Annotated in this window: 16 protein-coding genes; 1 reads left to right on the top strand and 15 read right to left on the bottom strand. The window is 68.8% G+C overall.

The genetic code is table 11. The annotated features are described in order from the left end of the window. Positions 1-106: 106 nt before the first annotated feature. The 14 genes from ABS73_RS12855 to ABS73_RS12790 all read right to left on the bottom strand — a co-directional run bounded on the left by ABS73_RS12855 (position 107) and on the right by ABS73_RS12790 (position 13632). A complete protein-coding gene (locus ABS73_RS12855; protein ID WP_277023987.1) occupies positions 107-895 on the bottom strand; it encodes an ABC transporter ATP-binding protein in 789 nt (262 codons plus the stop codon). Then, the gene (locus tag ABS73_RS12850) at positions 892-1866 is read right to left on the bottom strand and encodes an ABC transporter ATP-binding protein (RefSeq protein ID WP_277023990.1); all 975 of its coding nucleotides are present in this window, start codon (positions 1864-1866) and stop codon (positions 892-894) included. The genes ABS73_RS12855 and ABS73_RS12850 overlap by 4 nt, the downstream gene beginning before the upstream one ends. Further along, positions 1863-3422 (bottom strand): gamma-glutamyltransferase family protein, encoded by a 1560-nt coding sequence (locus ABS73_RS12845; RefSeq protein WP_277023992.1) that lies wholly within the window; start codon positions 3420-3422, stop codon positions 1863-1865. Before ABS73_RS12845 ends, ABS73_RS12850 begins: the two co-directional genes overlap by 4 nt. Beyond that, positions 3419-4294, bottom strand: coding sequence for a polysaccharide deacetylase family protein (locus ABS73_RS12840; protein ID WP_277023993.1), 876 nt, complete (start codon positions 4292-4294; stop codon positions 3419-3421). The genes ABS73_RS12845 and ABS73_RS12840 overlap by 4 nt, the downstream gene beginning before the upstream one ends. Next, positions 4294-5094 carry an SDR family NAD(P)-dependent oxidoreductase gene (locus tag ABS73_RS12835; RefSeq protein ID WP_277023994.1) on the bottom strand — a complete coding sequence of 267 codons (801 nt, stop codon included), beginning with the start codon at positions 5092-5094 and terminating at the stop codon, positions 4294-4296. Before ABS73_RS12835 ends, ABS73_RS12840 begins: the two co-directional genes overlap by 1 nt. 25 nt (positions 5095-5119) lie before the next feature. Further along, positions 5120-5962, bottom strand: a complete 843-nt coding sequence (locus ABS73_RS12830; protein WP_277023995.1) for an ABC transporter permease — start codon at positions 5960-5962, stop codon at positions 5120-5122. After that, entirely contained in the window at positions 5959-6885 is a 927-nt protein-coding gene (locus ABS73_RS12825; protein WP_277023996.1) for an ABC transporter permease, read from the bottom strand. The genes ABS73_RS12830 and ABS73_RS12825 overlap by 4 nt, the downstream gene beginning before the upstream one ends. A 31-nt stretch (positions 6886-6916) precedes the next feature. After that, positions 6917-8425 carry an ABC transporter substrate-binding protein gene (locus ABS73_RS12820; protein WP_277023998.1) on the bottom strand — a complete coding sequence of 503 codons (1509 nt, stop codon included), beginning with the start codon at positions 8423-8425 and terminating at the stop codon, positions 6917-6919. After that, complete coding sequence (locus tag ABS73_RS12815) at positions 8422-9198, bottom strand: GntR family transcriptional regulator (RefSeq protein WP_277024000.1); 777 nt, start codon at positions 9196-9198, stop codon at positions 8422-8424. The genes ABS73_RS12820 and ABS73_RS12815 overlap by 4 nt, the downstream gene beginning before the upstream one ends. Positions 9199-9456: 258 nt before the next feature. After that, positions 9457-9801, bottom strand: a complete 345-nt coding sequence (locus ABS73_RS12810; RefSeq protein WP_286693495.1) for a hypothetical protein — start codon at positions 9799-9801, stop codon at positions 9457-9459. Positions 9802-10020: 219 nt separating this feature from the next. Then, positions 10021-11265, bottom strand: a complete 1245-nt coding sequence (gene arsJ / locus ABS73_RS12805) for an organoarsenical effux MFS transporter ArsJ (RefSeq protein WP_277024004.1) — start codon at positions 11263-11265, stop codon at positions 10021-10023. Beyond that, positions 11262-12263: an ArsJ-associated glyceraldehyde-3-phosphate dehydrogenase gene (locus ABS73_RS12800; RefSeq protein WP_277024005.1), complete on the bottom strand. Its 1002-nt coding sequence runs from the start codon at positions 12261-12263 to the stop codon at positions 11262-11264. The genes arsJ and ABS73_RS12800 overlap by 4 nt, the downstream gene beginning before the upstream one ends. A 3-nt stretch (positions 12264-12266) precedes the next feature. Next, positions 12267-13088 (bottom strand): arsenate reductase/protein-tyrosine-phosphatase family protein, encoded by an 822-nt coding sequence (locus ABS73_RS12795; protein WP_277024008.1) that lies wholly within the window; start codon positions 13086-13088, stop codon positions 12267-12269. 94 nt (positions 13089-13182) lie between these two features. Beyond that, positions 13183-13632: a DUF302 domain-containing protein gene (locus ABS73_RS12790; RefSeq protein ID WP_277024009.1), complete on the bottom strand. Its 450-nt coding sequence runs from the start codon at positions 13630-13632 to the stop codon at positions 13183-13185. 129 nt (positions 13633-13761) lie between these two features. On the opposite strand from ABS73_RS12790, the gene ABS73_RS12785 reads away from it, so the two are divergent. Continuing rightward, on the top strand, positions 13762-14844 hold the full coding sequence (locus ABS73_RS12785) for an FAD-dependent oxidoreductase (protein ID WP_277024011.1): 1083 nt from the start codon (positions 13762-13764) through the stop codon (positions 14842-14844). Here the strand turns inward: ABS73_RS12785 and ABS73_RS12780 are convergent. Continuing rightward, positions 14835-14960, bottom strand: coding sequence for a hypothetical protein (locus ABS73_RS12780; protein ID WP_277024013.1), 126 nt, complete (start codon positions 14958-14960; stop codon positions 14835-14837). The two genes, ABS73_RS12785 and ABS73_RS12780, sit on opposite strands and share 10 nt — an antisense overlap. Positions 14961-15080 lie beyond the last annotated feature (120 nt).

The following is a 15080-nucleotide window of genomic DNA, read 5'->3' as shown; positions in this document are numbered from 1 at the left end:
AGGGCCCGCGTACCTTACGACAGGTGCGGTTCGGGCTGCACTCATTTCGGCCTGCGGTGAACCCCATGGTGGCGCGACCTCTCTGGCCGGGGCCGCTTGGGGCGCTCTACAACCTGGGAACGGCTGCCAGAAGCTGGCGGGTGTAGCGGTGGCGGGGAGCGTGAAAGATGTCGTCGGTCCGCCCTTTCTCGACGACCTTGCCCGCGTGCATGACCAGGATGTCGTCGGCGATATGGCGCACCACCGACAGGTCATGCGAGATGAAGATATAGGCAAGCCCAAGCCGCGCCTGCAGTTCCAGCAGCAGGTTCAGGATCTGGGACTGGATCGAGACGTCCAGGGCCGACACGGCCTCGTCGCAGATGACCGCCTGCGGGTCCAGCGCCAGCGCGCGGGCGATGACGATGCGCTGCTTTTGCCCGCCCGAGAATTCGCGCGGCAACCTGCCCGCCGAGGATTGCGGCAGGCCCACCAGATCCAGCAGCTCGGCCACCTTGGCGCGGCGGTCGCGGGCGGTGCCGATGCGGTGGATCTGCAGCGGCTCGGCGATGCTGTCACCGGCCGACATGCGCGGGTTCAGGGCCGAGGCGGGGTCCTGAAAGACGATCTGCAGGCGGCGCATCGTCTCCATCCGCTCGGGTCCTGACACGGCGGCGCGGTCCTTGCCGTCGATCAGGATGCGTCCCTCGGTCGGGTCCTGCATCCCCATCACCGCATAGCCGGTGGTCGACTTGCCGCTGCCGGATTCGCCCACGATGGCCACGGTCCTGCCGGGCATCAGATCAAAGCTGACCCCGTCCACCGCGCGGACATGGTCGGTGACCCGCCCCAGGATCCCGCTGCGGATGGGGAAATGCACCTTGAGGTCCTGGACCGAGACGATGGGTTGGGTCATGGCAGATCCGATGCGATGCGGTCGTGATGCCAGCAGGCCGTGCGGTGGTCCGGCGTGACGGTCGCCAGCGGCGGCGCCTCGCTGCGGCAGCGGTCGGTGGCCAGCGGACAGCGGGGATGAAAGCGGCAGCCCTGCGGCCAGTCGCGGATGTCGGGCACCGCGCCCGCGATGGCGGGCAGGGCCACCTTGCGTGGACTGTCCAGACGTGGGATCGTGCGCAGCAGCATGGCGGTATAGGGGTGGCGCGGCCCGGCAAAGACCTGCGCCACGCCGCCCGTCTCGACGATGCGCCCGGCATACATCACGGCGACCCGGTCCGCGCTTTCCGACACGACGCCCATGTCATGGGTGATCAGCAGGACAGCACTGCCCGTCTCCCGGCGCAGATCGGCCATCAGCTGCAGGATCTGCTTCTGGATCGTGACGTCCAGCGCGGTCGTGGGCTCGTCCGCGATCAGCAGGATCGGCTGGCGGATCATCGCCATGGCGATCATCACCCGCTGGCACATGCCGCCCGACAGCTGGAACGGATACTGGCGCGCGCGCACCTCGGGGCGGTCGATGCCGACGCGGATCAGGAAATCCTGCACCTTGGCGTCGACCGCGGCACGGGTCATGTCGGTGTCGCGCCCAAGCGCTTCGGCGATCTGGCGTCCGACCGGCATCAGCGGGTCCAGCGAGGCGACGGGTTCCTGAAAGATCATCGCCAGGCGGTTTCCGCGCAGCCGGTTCATCTGACGCTCTGACAGCTGGTCCAGCCTGTCGCCCTGCAGGTCGATCTGCCCGCCGGTCAGGCGCGCGGCATCGGGCAGCAGCCGGATCAGCCCAAGCGCGGTCATGCTTTTGCCGCAGCCCGATTCCCCGACCAGGGCCAGCGTCTCGCCCGCCGCGATCGACAGGGACGTTCCGTCCACCACGGGTCTGCCGTCGATCTCGATGCGCAGGTCGGTGCATGACAGGACCGGGGTCATGATGCCCCCCTGGGATGGGCGGCCACGGCTGCGGACCAGGGGTGATTGGGATGGACCATGCCCTGCAGCAGCCCGTCCGGGTGGCGTTCCACCGCGCTTGGGATCGCGAACTGCACGGGATAGAGGATGTCGTCGACCACCTCGACATCATGATGGCGCGCGATCAGCCCGGCGGATTGTTCCGGCGCGCGGCGGTCGATGCGGATGCGCGGATCAGAGGCGTTCAGCCGGGGATGGGACAGCGCCTGCCCCAGATCCATCCCGTGGCGCAACCGAAAGGCCAGCAGCTGGGCGATGGCGGGCATGATCTGGCGCCCCCCTGCGGCCCCCATGGCCAGCACGCCGCCGCCCGGCATCTCTGCCAGGACGGGGCACATGTTGGCCAGCGGTTGGACCCCCGGCGCCAGCGCATTGGGCGTTCCGGGGCGCGGATCGAACCACATCATGCCGTTGTTCAGCAGCACCCCCGTGCGCGCCGATGTCACCTTGGACCCGAAACGCGACAGCAGCGTGTTGGTCAGCGAGACCGCGTGACCCTGCGCGTCGATGACCGACAGATGCGTGGTGCAGCCCGGATCGACCGCGGTTTCGGCATGGCCGCGTTCGGTCAGGCGGCGGGCATAGGCGCCGCGGATCGCATCGGCAAAGGCGGCATAGTCGCGCGCCTCGGGCCCTGCGGCCGGGCGGTCGTCCAGCTGCGCCAGCACGTCCAGCAGCGCGGGCCCGCCCGACAGGCCGGGCATGGCCAGAACCGTCCCGCCCGCCCAATCGTGCCGCAGGGGCGTGCCCCATCGCGGCCGATAGCGGGCCAAGTCCTCCGCATCCATGCAGCCGCCCAGATCGCGCATGTCGGCGATCAGGTCGCGGGCGATTTGGCCGTCATAGAAGTCGCGCGCCCCGGCCGTGGCCAGGCGACGCAGGGTGGCGGCCTTTTCGGTCAGGGGCAGACGGCGCAGACCGCCGCCCTCGGCCAGCGACGGCGCGCGCCCGTCCGGCAGAAAGATCCGGGTCGATGCCGCGTCGGTCAGCAGATTGCCCGCATCGATGGACAGGCACAGGGCGGTGAACCAGTCGACCTCCAGCCCCTTGTCGGCCTGGGCGATCGCGGGGGCCAGGGCCTCGGCCCAGGTGACCGTGCCATGGGCGGCCAGCGCCTTGGACAGGCCCGCAACGGCGCCGGGCACGCAGACCGAATGCACCCCGATCAGGTTGCGCTGCCCCTGCACCTGCGGCCAGTTGAACCAGTCGTCGTCCCGGCCCGGCACCAGCGGGTAATCCTCGGGGCGCAAGCCGCGGGGCGACATCATCGAGAAATCCAGGCTGCGCGCCGATCCGTCGCGCCCGTCGCGCCACAGCAGAAACCCGCCGCCGCCGATCCCGCTCAGCCAGGGTTCCACCACCGACAGGACCAGCGCGGTCGTGACCGCCGCGTCCATCGCATTGCCGCCCTGCGCCAGCACATCCGCGCCCGCCTGCGCCGCGACCTGATGCTGGGCCGCGACCATGCCGTGGCGACCCTCGACCATCGCTTTGCCGGGTTCCCAGGTCGAGGTCATGCGCCTGCCTCCAGCGCGGCGGCCAGGTGGTCCAGCCCCGGCTCGGCCATGAAACGGCCCTCGTTGGCCGACAGGTGCCAATCCGCGATCTGACCCGCGGTGGCGAACCACACGTCGTCCTGGCCCGCGATATCGGCCAGCAGCCGCTCCAGCATCGCGACCCGCTGCGCACGGCCCGAGATCCAGGGATGCACAGTGATCATGAACAGCTGGCCGAAACCGCGCCCGGCCTGGAATTCGTCGCGCCAGCCGGCCTCGACCGCGCGGGCGGTCTCGGGGGGCCAGCGGTCGGCGCCGCCGCCCTGAAACTTGAAATAGATCGCGTCGTCGATCTGCCATTGCACCGGCACCTGCACCAGCCCACCGATCTGATACGGATGGTCATAGCCCATGAGCGAGCTGTCATAGCGCAGCCCCCGATCCTTCAGCGCGGCCAGCATGGCGGGCGTCATCTCCCATGCGGGAGAGCGAAAGCCGGTCGGAACGATGCCGGTCTGCGCGTGAAACACCAGCAGGGACCGGTCCAGCGCGGCCTTGAACCGGTCATCGGTCGTCTCGGATACCAGCTCGTGCAGATGACCGTGCAGGCCGATCTCGTGGCCCCGGTCGCACAGCGCGGGCAGCAGCTCTGGGTGCAGCTCGGCCACGACCGAGGGGACATAGAAGCTGCCCTTGAGGCCGATGCGGTCCAGCATGTCCAGGATGCGCCAGATCCCCTCGCGCGGGCCGAAACGGCGCTGTTCCAGCTGACCCAGGGCCTGCGGCAGGCCCGCGCGGTTGGCCCACAGATAGGGCGCCTCGGCATCGACATCGACGCTGAAGCACGCCGCCGACCGCTTGCCCTGGGGCCAGATGTAACGGGGGCGGTCCATCACAAGGCCTTCTTCTTGTCCTGATGGACCAGGATCTGGCCCGCCGACCCGCCGCCATCGACCGACAGCGTCGCGCCGGTGATATAGCTGGCCGCATCGGACGCCAGGAACATCACCGCCGCCGGCGCGTCCTCATAGCGGGAGGCGCGCCCCAAGGGGATCGCGCCGGTCACCGCAGTCACATGCGCCTCGGTCAGCGGGCTGGCGGTGCTGCCTGCTGCAAAGCCGGGCTCGACCGCGTTGCAGCGGATGCCGTATTCGGCCAGTTCCACCGCGAACCCCTTGGTCAGCCGGTCCAGCGCGGATTTCGAGATCGAATAGGGGGCCGCCGTGGTCCGCATCTTGCGCGACGCGCCCGACGAGATCATGACGATATTGCCGCGCACCTCCCGGCGCACCATCTGCGTGGCGATGCCGCGGGTCAGCAGGAACGGCGCGCGCAGGTTGATGTCGAAGATGCGGTCCCATTCATCGGCATCCACATCCAGCAGGAAGCCGCTTGGATAAACCGCCGCATTGTTGACCAGAATGTCGGCGGCGCCCCATTCGCGCCCCACCATCGCGACCAGATCGTCGATGGAGGCCGCGTCGGTCAGTTCGGTCGCGTGGGTCAACGCGGGGCGCGACAGGCTGGCCGCGACATCGGCCATGGCGGCTTGATCACGGTCCGACAGCAGCAGGGTGGCGCCTGCGGCATCGAAGGCCTCGGCGATCCAGCGCCCGAAGATGCCCGCGGCCCCGGTCACGATCACGCGTTTGCCGGTGAAATCGGCGCCGGGCAGAGGCAGGGGTCGGGTCATGGGGCAGGTCCTTTCGACAGGGGGCTCAGCGTCGGCCTTCGACGACGTCGCGGACGTGATCGCCCAGGACGTTGACCGACAGGATCAGAAGAAACAGGAACAGGCCGGGAAAGACCGCGATCCACCAGGCCGTGGTGACATAGTTGCGCCCCGCCGACAGGATCGCACCCCAGCTGGGCGTGGGGGGCTGCACGCCAAGGCCCAGGAAGGACAGGCCCGCCTCGAACAGGACCATCAGGCCGAATTCCAGGGTGACCACGACCATGATCGGGCCGATGATATTGGGCAGGATGTGCCGCAGCAGCACGCGCGGCGTCGATGCCCCCATAAAGCGCGACAGCCGCACATAGGGCAGGTTCATCAGCCCAAGCGTCTGGCCATAGGCGACGCGGGCGTAGCGGGGCCAGCGGGTGAAGGCCAGCACCGCGATCACGTTGACGAAGCCCGGACCCAGGATGGCGACGGTGATGATCGCCAGCAGGATGGCCGGCACCGACAGGACGATGTCGACCAGCCGCATGATGATGGTCGAGGTCCAGCCCCCCGACCAAGCCGCGATCATGCCAAGCGCAGTGCCGATGGTGCCGCTGACCAGCACCGACAGCGCCGCCACCGTCAGCGAGACCTGCGCCCCATAGATCAGCCGCGACAGCAGATCGCGCCCCAGCTCGTCCGAGCCCAGCAGATAGGTGATGCCCCGCACCTCGGTCCCCGGCGGGCGCAGGCGGCCCAGCAGGTTCTGCGCCTCGGGGCTTTGCGGTGCGACCCAGGGCGCCAGCAGCGCGGCCAGCGCCAGCACCGCCAGAATGGCCGCGAACACCCACAGCCGGGGCGGCAGCCAGCGGCCAAGGCGCGACGGGGCGGTCACTTGCCGCCCTCCAGCCGGATGCGGGGATCGACGGCGCTGTACAGCAGATCGGCCGCCAGGTTGAGAAAGATCGACACGAAGGCCCCCAGCAGCACGATGGCCTGCACGATGGGAAAGTCGCGCGCGGCGATGGACTGGACGGTCAGCTGACCCAGGCCGGGCCAGGCAAAGACCGTCTCCACGATGACCGCGCCCGACAGAAGGTTGGCGATCTCCAGCGCCGCGATCGAGATCACGGGAATCGCGCTGTTGCGCAGCGCGTGGCGGCGCACAACCTGGCCCATCGACAGGCCCTTGGCACGGGCGGCGCGGATATAGGGCTTGGACAGCTCATCCAGGACGGCGGTGCGGGTCACGCGCGCGAATGTCGCCATGCTGAGCAGCGACAGGCAGATCGCGGGCAGGATGACGCTTTGCGTTTCCCGCGCGCCCGAGGCGGGCAACCAGCCCAGGGTCACCGCGAACAGCAGGATCAGCAGCACCCCGCTCCAGAAGGTCGGCAGGCTCTGGCCGGCCAGCACGAACCCCATGCCAAGGCGGCTGAGCGGATGGTCGCGGCGCATCGCCATGAACACCCCAAGCGGCGCGCCCACCCCAAGCGCAAGCAGCAGCGCGACCCCCGCCAGCCAGATCGTATAGGGCAGCCGCGATCCGATGATGTCCACGACCGGCACCTGCTGGACCACCGACCGGCCGAAATCGAACCGCGCCAGATCCGACATGTAGTCGGTGAACTGGACCAGAACGGGCCGATCAAAGCCCAGATTGGCGCGCAGCGCATCGATGGCCTGCTGGCTGGCGCCCTCGGACACCAGCAGCAGGACCGGGTCGCCCGCCAGACGCTGCAGGAAAAAGATCAGCGCCGTGACCCCAAGGACCGAGATCACGGCCTGCATCAGCCGCCGGGCCAGAAACCGGCTCATCGCGCGACCTGTCGGGGGGCGCGGGCCGCGATCATTCCGACCAGCCCATCCGGTTCAGGAACAGGCTCTCGTTCGAGGTGGGCGTCCAGTCCAGATTGTCCGACGCGCCATAGAGGATCGCGGCCTGATACAGCGGCACTTGCGGCACCTCGGTGGCGACCCATTCATGGACCTGAGCGTACAGTGCCTGCCGGGCGTCGGGGTCCATCTCGGAACGCGCGCTTTCCAGCAGCGCGTCCAGATCGTCATCGCGGACCCGCGACCAGGACGAGCTGGAATGCAGCAGCGGATACAGCACCCCATCCGCATCCTGACAGGCGCAGGACCAGCGGCCAAAGCCCATGTCGGGGGCATCCTCGGGCGCGCTTTGGGATTTCTGCAGATAGGTGGCCATGTCGGTCATCTCGATCTCGACCGTCAGGCCGACATCGCCCAGCATCTGCTGGATGGCCTGCACGATGCGCTGGTCGAACACGGGCGAGGTGGCGAACCCTAGGGGCCGGGTCGCCGGTTCGCCGATCTCGGCAATCAGGGCGCGGGCGGCGTCGGGGTCATAGGGCACGCCCTCCAACCCCTCGACCCAGCCCACATGGGCCGGGGTCAGCATCTGGCCGACAGGGCTGTCAAAGCCGCCCAGCAACCCCTCGACCAGCAATTCACGGTCGATGGCATGGGCGATGGCGCGGCGCAGGCGGACATCCTCCAGCCCCGGCTTGGCGCGGTTCACCGACAGATAGGCGACCCGTTCGGTCAGCGCCGACAGGGGGCTGACGCCGTCGGCGGCCTCCAGCTGCAGGGCCAGGTCGGGGTCCATGCCCACGACCAGATCCGACGCCCCCGAAGTCAGGTTCGCCACCCGGGTCGAGGCGTCGGGCACGGCGCGGAACACCGCCGCCGGAAAGGCCCCCGCATCGCCCCAATAATCGTCGTTGCGCACCAGGGCGACCTCGACCCCGCGCTGCCAGCTGTCGAACCGATAGGGCCCCGAGCCGACCGGCGCCAGGTTGAACGCCTCGCGCCCCAACTCCTCGACCACGGCCTTGGGCACGATGGACAGCTTGACCAGCTGCGCGAACAGGGCCGGATAGCCGGTCGCGGTGGTCAGTTTGACGCGCCCGTCCTCCAGCACCTCGGCGCCGATGATGCTCTCGAATTGCGACAGCTGCGGAGAGCCGAATTCCGGGTCGGTGATGCGCTGGACCGAGAACACGACATCCTCGGCGGTCAGCGGGCTGCCGTCATGGAACAGCACATCGTCGCGGATGGTAAACACGGTCTCGGTGTCCGACACCTGCTCCCATTCGGTGGCGATCTGGGGCACGATCTGGCCCTCGTCGTCGCGGGTCAGCAGATTGTCGAAGATGTTGCGATAGACGTAATAGCTGTCGGGGTTCCACTGCAGATGCGGGTCCAGCGTGGTCGGTTCGTTGACCAGATCGACCACCAGCCGTTCGGCATCGGCCAGCGCGGCCGAGGGGGCCGTCAGGGCCGTGGTTGCGGCCAACATGGCGACGAACAACGTCTTGGGAACAAGTCTCATGCCGGATCTCCTTTGGTGGAACGGGGCCCGGGGGTTGTCCCGGACCGATGGTCGGTCGAGGGTGCCGCGCCACGGCGCGGCGGCGGCGCAGGCGCGGGGGCGGGGGCGGGCGCCAGGGGGACGGCGCTGCGGGCCAGTGCCCGCGATGCCCGCAGATCAAAGTCGTGGCGCATCGCCTCCAGCAACGCCGTCGCTCCGGGCGCATCGCCATCCGCCACCGCCACCGCCAGCGCGGGCAGCGGCAGGGCATCGCGGGACATGCCGAAAGACTGTTCCAGATGACGGTCGGCGCGCAGGGACAGCTCCCATGTGTCGATCAGCCACCCCCTGATGCGGGGCGCCGCAACCGCCAAAGCGATCAGCCCCATTAGGTCCCGCTCCTGGTGCAGCGGCGCCTGGCGGCCCGGGCCCTGCAGGGTTGCGGCGTGATGGACGGCGGCGCGCAGGCGCAGTTCCGCGCCCAGATCCGAGGGCGGCGCATGATGGATCAGCGCCGGCTCCAGGCATTGCCGCGACACGCTCAGATCCGCCAGATGCGCCGCCGATACCGGCAGGATGACAGAGCCCCGGCGGCCATCCGGCGCGATCCATCCCGACGCCGTCAGCCGCATCACCGCCGCACGCACGGCGGCCAGACCAAAGGCGAACCGCGCGCTCAACTCGGCCTCAGAAACGGCCTGCCCCGGGGCGATCTGACAGTCGATGATCGCGGCGCGCAGGGTTGCATGGGCGCTGTCGGACAGGCTGTCACGCCGCCCGGGCAGCCTGTTCACGGAAAAGGGGGACTGCTTGTCATACATGAGACGATGATGGCAGCAGTTTTCAACATGTCAATCATTCCATTTCAACATGTCGAAAAGACCACCATGCGCAGCCTGCCTGCTGGGCACTACGCACGCCCATGATCGGCCCGTCGCCATTCGAACCCGCGTAACCGGTCCGATCACGGCGCACTCCGCCGATGCCAAAGGACGGGCTAGACCCTTTGCGGTGATGGTTCCCGTGGGTGTTCGGTGGCCCTTGGCACTGCCTCAGACCAGGATAGCGACAGTCAGGCCAATCCCCAAACCGATCAACAAACCGACCGTTATGCCCCGGAAAAAGAAGCAGCAGGGGCAGGACGTGTCGAAATACGCCGTGACGCGCGACGTCCAATGCCGCGGGGTGTCGCACCAGGACGGCAGAAAGACCCGGCTGGCCCAGGCCATGGCATTGGACAGCCCGTTATCCGCCCAGTCACCCGTGCCGCCATCCAGCGCCCGTGCCTCTGGGTCGGCGGCGGTGTCCGGGGTCTGGGGCCGGAACCGGAATGGATTGATCATGGTCACCTCGCGGACAGGAATGGCGGAGCGGCCCTCTTCGGCATTGGACGTCACGCGCCTCCGAACGCGGTCCGGGGGCACAAGTTGCGTGACCCTTGCTTTACGTTGCGGGCCCCGGGTGTCTGGCCGGTCCCTTTCCGTCACACCCTCCAACAGACAGCGGGTCGTCGACATTCATAAGCCCGCTTGGGGGTGCCGCCGGGGGACGGTGCGGCCGATCCGTCGGCGGCCGATCCCGGCGTGGCGACCCTCCGGTCCAGGGCGCAGTTCCCGTCAGGCCAGGCGCCTGACCGCAATCCAGCTGGCCGTTGCCATCATCCCGGCGGTGGCCAGGCACAGGGGTAGGCCGCCAAGCTGATAGCTGATCCCCGACAGCAGCGTGCCCATCAACCGCCCCGCCGCATTGGCCATGTAGTAGAAACCGACATCCCGGGTGATCCGCTCGGTCTGGCCAAACGCCAGGATCAGGTAGGAATGCACCGCGGAATTGATCGCAAAGACATAGCCGAACCCCAGCAGGCCCAGCACCAGCAGCGCCGTCAGCCAGGGCGCCGGATCGCCCGCGACCAGCACCGCCAGCGCCAGCGCAAAGGGGATGGGCACCAGAAACCCCGCCCACCGGATCGCGTCGCGCGTCACCGCCGTGTCCTGCCTGTCGGCGCCGCCCAGCAGCCGGGGGGCCGCCGCCTGGACCGCGCCATAGAGGATGATCCAGGCCGCCATGAAGCCGCCGACCAGAAAGAACGCCTCGCGCCGGCCATCGGCGGTGCCGTCCGACAGGACCGCCTGGAAATAGATCGGGATGCCCACGACGAACCACACGTCCCGCGCACCGAACAGGAACATCCGCGCCAGCGACAGCCGGTTCACCCGCGGGTCCGACGACCGCCAGCCCGACCAGCGGTCCGCGCCGTTCATCCGCCCCGGCAGGCCCGGCGGCAGGAACAGCGCGACCCCCAGCAGGATCACCGCCAGCACCGCCGCCATCGCCCAGATCGCGGCCTGGAACCCCGCCACCGCCAACAGCGCCGCGCCCAGGAAAAAGCCAAGGCCCTTGACCGCGTTCTTGGACCCGGTCAGCGCCGCGACCCACCGGAACAGGCCGCCATCCGCGGGCGCCAGCACCTTGACCGCCGATTTCGACGACATCTTGGCCAGGTCCTTGGCCACGCCCGACGCCCCCTGGATCGCCATGACAAAGACGACGGAGGCCCCCACCGTCCAGCCGGGGTCCAGCTGGGCCAGGGCTGCCAGCGCCGCGATCTGGATGCCCAGCCCGGCATAGAGCGTCGCCGCCAGCCCGAACCGCGCGGCCAGCCAGCCCGCCGCCAGGTTGGTGACGATCCCCGCGACCTCGTACAGCAGGAACAGATAGGCCAGCTGCACGGGCGAAAAGCCCAGCCCGTTGAAATGCAGCAGGACCAGCAGGCGCAGCGCGCCATCCGACAGCATGAAGGCCCAATAGGCCGCCGTCACCGCCATATAGGCGCGCAGCCCGTTCACCGCACCCGGGGTCATGCGCGCCCCGCGACCATCCGGGCGATGTCCACCAAACGGCAGGCATAGCCCCATTCGTTGTCGTACCACGCGTAAATTTTCACCTGCGTGCCGTTGACCACCATCGTCGATCCGGCATCCACGATCCCGCTGCGCGGATCGTTGACGTAATCGGTCGAGACCAGGGGCCGCGTCTCGTAGCCCAGGATGCCCTCCAGCGGGCCTTCGGCTGCGGCCCGCAGCAGGGCGTTCACCTCCTCGACCGTGGTTTCGCGCGCGACCTCGAAGACGCAATCGGTCAGCGAGGCGTTCAGCAGCGGCACCCGGATCGCATGGCCGTTCAGCCGACCCGCCAGCTCGGGATAGATCAGGGTGATCGCGGTGGCGCTGCCCGTGGTCGTCGGGATCAGGTTCATCAGAGCAGATCGCGCACGGCGCATGTCCTTGGCCGGGCGGTCCACGATGGTCTGGGTGTTCGTCACGTCATGAATCGTGGTGATCGAGCCGTGGCGGATGCCCAGCCCCTCGTGGATGACCTTGACCACCGGGGCCAGGCAGTTCGTCGTGCAGCTGGCCGCCGTCACGATGCGCTGGCTGCCGTCATACAGATCGTGGTTGATGCCATAGACCAGGTTCAGCGCGCCGCCATCCTTGACCGGGGCGCTGACCACCACGCGTTTCACGCCAGCGGCGAAATAGGGTTCAAGCCGCGCCCCCGTCTTGAAGACGCCAGTCGCGTCGATGACCAGATCGACCCCCTCCAGCGGCAGGGCCTCGATGGTGCGGTGATGCGTCAGGGGAATGCGGTGGCCGTCCACCACCAGCGCGTCACCATCCGCCGCCACCGGGACGGGCCAGCGACCATGGACGCTGTCGAATTCCATCAGCAGGGCGTGCTGGTCGGCATCCCCCGCGATGTCGTTCAACAGGACGATCTGGTCGCCCATCCCTTGGTCGATCAGACGCCGCAGCGCCAGCTTGCCGATGCGGCCAAGGCCGTTCAATGCGATCCGCGTCATGGGTCAGTCCTTGGCCTCGGCGTCGATGGCATCGACGCGGTTCTGCAGGGAAATCCGGTCCAGGCTGGCCATGGGCAGGGCCACGAAGGCCTCGATCCGGCGGCGCAGTGCGCCATAGGTCTGGGCAAAGACCAGCGCCTTTTCGGCATCCGTCCCCTGCGCCTTGACCGGGTCGGGCAGGCCCCAATGCCCGGTGATGGGCTGTCCGGGCCAGGGCGGGCATTCTTCGGATGCCGCCGTGTCGCAGACGGTAAAGACGAAATCCATGCCCGGCGCGTCATCCGACTGGAACTCGGACAGGTGCTTGGATCGCAGGGGCGCCACGTCATGGCCGTTGCGCTCCAGCACCTCCAGCGCAAAGGGGTTCAGCTGGGTGCCGGGGCGGGTGCCCGCCGAATGGGCGGCAAAGCGCGCGCCGCCCAGATCGCGCAACAGCGCCTCGGCAAAGATCGAGCGGGCGGAATTGCCCGAACAGATGAACAGCACGTGATACGTGTCCGACATGGGTCTTTCCTTGATGAGGGGTGCCAGCAGGTCGGGACGCGCCCGCCCCAGATCCAGCGCCAAATATCCAAGCAGCGCCTCGGTCCGGTCCAGATCGACCGAATAAAGCAGGAACCGCCCCTCGCGCCGCACCTGCGCCAGCCCGCAGCCGGTCAGGTCCGACAGATGATGCGACAGGGTGTTCGACTTCAGCGACAGGGCCTGCGCGATGTCCGTCGGACGCACCCCGTGCGGGGCGAACCGCATCAGCAGCCGAAAGACAGCCAGCCTGCCGGGGTGACCAAGTGTCGCAAAGGCGCGGGATGCATCATTCGTTTCCATGATTCCAGAATACCGGAATGACGGATGTGGTCCAGTGACTTTTCCATGACAGTCCGATGAACCGCGCCCCACCGGCCACGGGTCATCGTGCCGCCTATTCCGCCGCGACAGCGCCGTCGGTCATTCGCTCCAGCGCCTCCGCCATGCTGTCCAGCGCCTGCTGGCTGTTGTCCAGATCATGGCGATCCGCCAGCGCCTGCACCGACAGATAGCCGACATTGGTCTGGCCATCCTGCTGCCAGACCAGCACGCGCAACGGCAGATCCAGGGCTGCGCGCGGGTCGGCCTGCATCAGCGGTGTGCCGATCTGCGGATTGCCAAAGATCAGCACGGTGGCGGGGTCCATCTGCAGGCCCGCATCGGCGGCGGCGGCCTGATGGCCGATGCGGGCGACCAGGGTGGCCGGGCTGTCCCCGATGATCGCCTCCAGGCGGTCGGCCGTGACGGCGACATCATGGGGGCTGGACTTGATGACCCAATCCTCGGCATGTGCGGCAGAGGTGGCGGCAAGGCCCAGAACGACGGTTGCAACAAGACGGCGCATTGGCATGATCCCTTGGTTGACGGTTCGCGACCATCCTGCGGCAGTCCCGCGCCGACCGCCACCGGGTCCGGCCTTGATGGCGAACACGCATGCGTGCGCCCATCGCCCGTCCCCTGCAGGGAGTGACAGATGACCGCTGCCGACCGCCCCCGCATCCTGCTTCTTGGCGCGGGGCATGCGAACCTGCTGGCGGTTCGCGCCCTGCGCAAGGGGGCGCCGCAGGCCCGGATCACCGTGATCGACGCGGCGGCGCAGGCCAGCTATTCGGGCATGTTCCCCGGCCATGTCGCGGGCCATTACGCGCTGGACGACATGCGGATCGACCTGCCCCGCTTTGCGGACCGGCACCACGTGGCCTTCGTTCAGGGGCGCATCGCCGCGATCGACCCGCTGGCCCGGCAGGTGTCCCTGCAGGACGGCACGACCCTGACCTTTGACGTCGGGGTTCTGGACGTGGGCAGTCACAGCGCCATGCCCGAGATACCGGGTTTCGCCGAACATGGCGTCCCCATCAAGCCGCTGGACGGCTTCACCGCGCGGCTTGGGGCAACCCATGCCACTGCGTGTGCCGCCATCATCGGCGGCGGCGTGGCGGGGGTCGAAATCGCCCTGGCCCTGCGCCATCGCGGCGCGCGCGAGGTTACCGTGATCGAGGCGGGGCCGGTCGTGGCTGCGGCCCTGCAGCCGCGATCGCGCAGGCATCTGATGTCGGCCCTGGGGCGTGCCGATATCCGCGTCGTGACGGATGCCCGGATCGCCCGGGTCCAGCGTGACGCGGTGGTCCTGGGCGACGGGACGCGGATCGCATCGTCCCTGACCATCGGCATCGCGGGCGCGCGGGCGCAAGGCTGGATGGCCCGGACCCTGCCCGTGGACCCTGCCGGTTTCGTGCGCGTCACCCCGACGCTGCAGGTCGAGGGGCACCCGACGCTGTTCGCCGCCGGGGACTGCGCCGCGATGATGCATGCGCCCCGCCCCAAGGCCGGGGTGTTCGCGGTGCGGCAGGCGCCGGTCATCGCCGCGAACGTGGTCGCGGCGGTATCGGGCAGGCCCCTGCGCCGGTATCATCCGCAGGATGACTATCTCAAGATCATCTCGCTTGGGGGCAGGACGGCGCTGGCCGAATGGCGGGGGCTGACCCTGCACGGGGCATGGCTGTGGCGATGGAAGGACCGGATCGACCGGCGCTTCATGGCCAGCCTTCAGGGCTGAGCGCAGCGGCCCGCGCCCGGCACGACCTGCGCCAGCGCCAGATAGTCGTCCGAGGGCCATTGCCCCCCGGCCGCGACCGCACCGCGACCGGCCGATGCGCCAACCTGGTGGCGCAATCTTGGACGATGTGGTCGATCGCGGCGATGTTGCGCAAATCAGCCCCGAGCATGACTGCCCCCTTTCCCGCCATTCTTCAGCGGACGGCTTCGATCTCGGCCCTGCCAAGGGCCGAGAAG

This window comes from Paracoccus sp. SCN 68-21, assembly GCF_001724535.1.
Taxonomy (GTDB): domain Bacteria; phylum Pseudomonadota; class Alphaproteobacteria; order Rhodobacterales; family Rhodobacteraceae; genus Paracoccus; species Paracoccus hibiscisoli.
Note: the sequence above shows the minus strand (reverse complement) of the source record. Positions and strands in the feature narration are given on the sequence as shown.

What these genes read in the sequence shown, in the direction of transcription:
- ABS73_RS12795 (WP_277024008.1), bottom strand. Translation starts at nt 13,088, where the DNA reads ATGGAAACGAATGATGCATCCCGCGCCTTTGCGACACTTGGTCACCCC.
- ABS73_RS12800 (WP_277024005.1), bottom strand. Translation starts at nt 12,263, where the DNA reads ATGACGCGGATCGCATTGAACGGCCTTGGCCGCATCGGCAAGCTGGCG.
- ABS73_RS12835 (WP_277023994.1), bottom strand. Translation starts at nt 5,094, where the DNA reads ATGACCCGACCCCTGCCTCTGCCCGGCGCCGATTTCACCGGCAAACGC.
- ABS73_RS12855 (WP_277023987.1), bottom strand. Translation starts at nt 895, where the DNA reads ATGACCCAACCCATCGTCTCGGTCCAGGACCTCAAGGTGCATTTCCCC.
- arsJ (WP_277024004.1), bottom strand. Translation starts at nt 11,265, where the DNA reads ATGACCCCGGGTGCGGTGAACGGGCTGCGCGCCTATATGGCGGTGACG.
- ABS73_RS12825 (WP_277023996.1), bottom strand. Translation starts at nt 6,885, where the DNA reads ATGAGCCGGTTTCTGGCCCGGCGGCTGATGCAGGCCGTGATCTCGGTC.
- ABS73_RS12840 (WP_277023993.1), bottom strand. Translation starts at nt 4,294, where the DNA reads ATGGACCGCCCCCGTTACATCTGGCCCCAGGGCAAGCGGTCGGCGGCG.
- ABS73_RS12850 (WP_277023990.1), bottom strand. Translation starts at nt 1,866, where the DNA reads ATGACCCCGGTCCTGTCATGCACCGACCTGCGCATCGAGATCGACGGC.
- ABS73_RS12845 (WP_277023992.1), bottom strand. Translation starts at nt 3,422, where the DNA reads ATGACCTCGACCTGGGAACCCGGCAAAGCGATGGTCGAGGGTCGCCAC.
- ABS73_RS12785 (WP_277024011.1), top strand. Translation starts at nt 13,762, where the DNA reads ATGACCGCTGCCGACCGCCCCCGCATCCTGCTTCTTGGCGCGGGGCAT.
- ABS73_RS12790 (WP_277024009.1), bottom strand. Translation starts at nt 13,632, where the DNA reads ATGCGCCGTCTTGTTGCAACCGTCGTTCTGGGCCTTGCCGCCACCTCT.
- ABS73_RS12820 (WP_277023998.1), bottom strand. Translation starts at nt 8,425, where the DNA reads ATGAGACTTGTTCCCAAGACGTTGTTCGTCGCCATGTTGGCCGCAACC.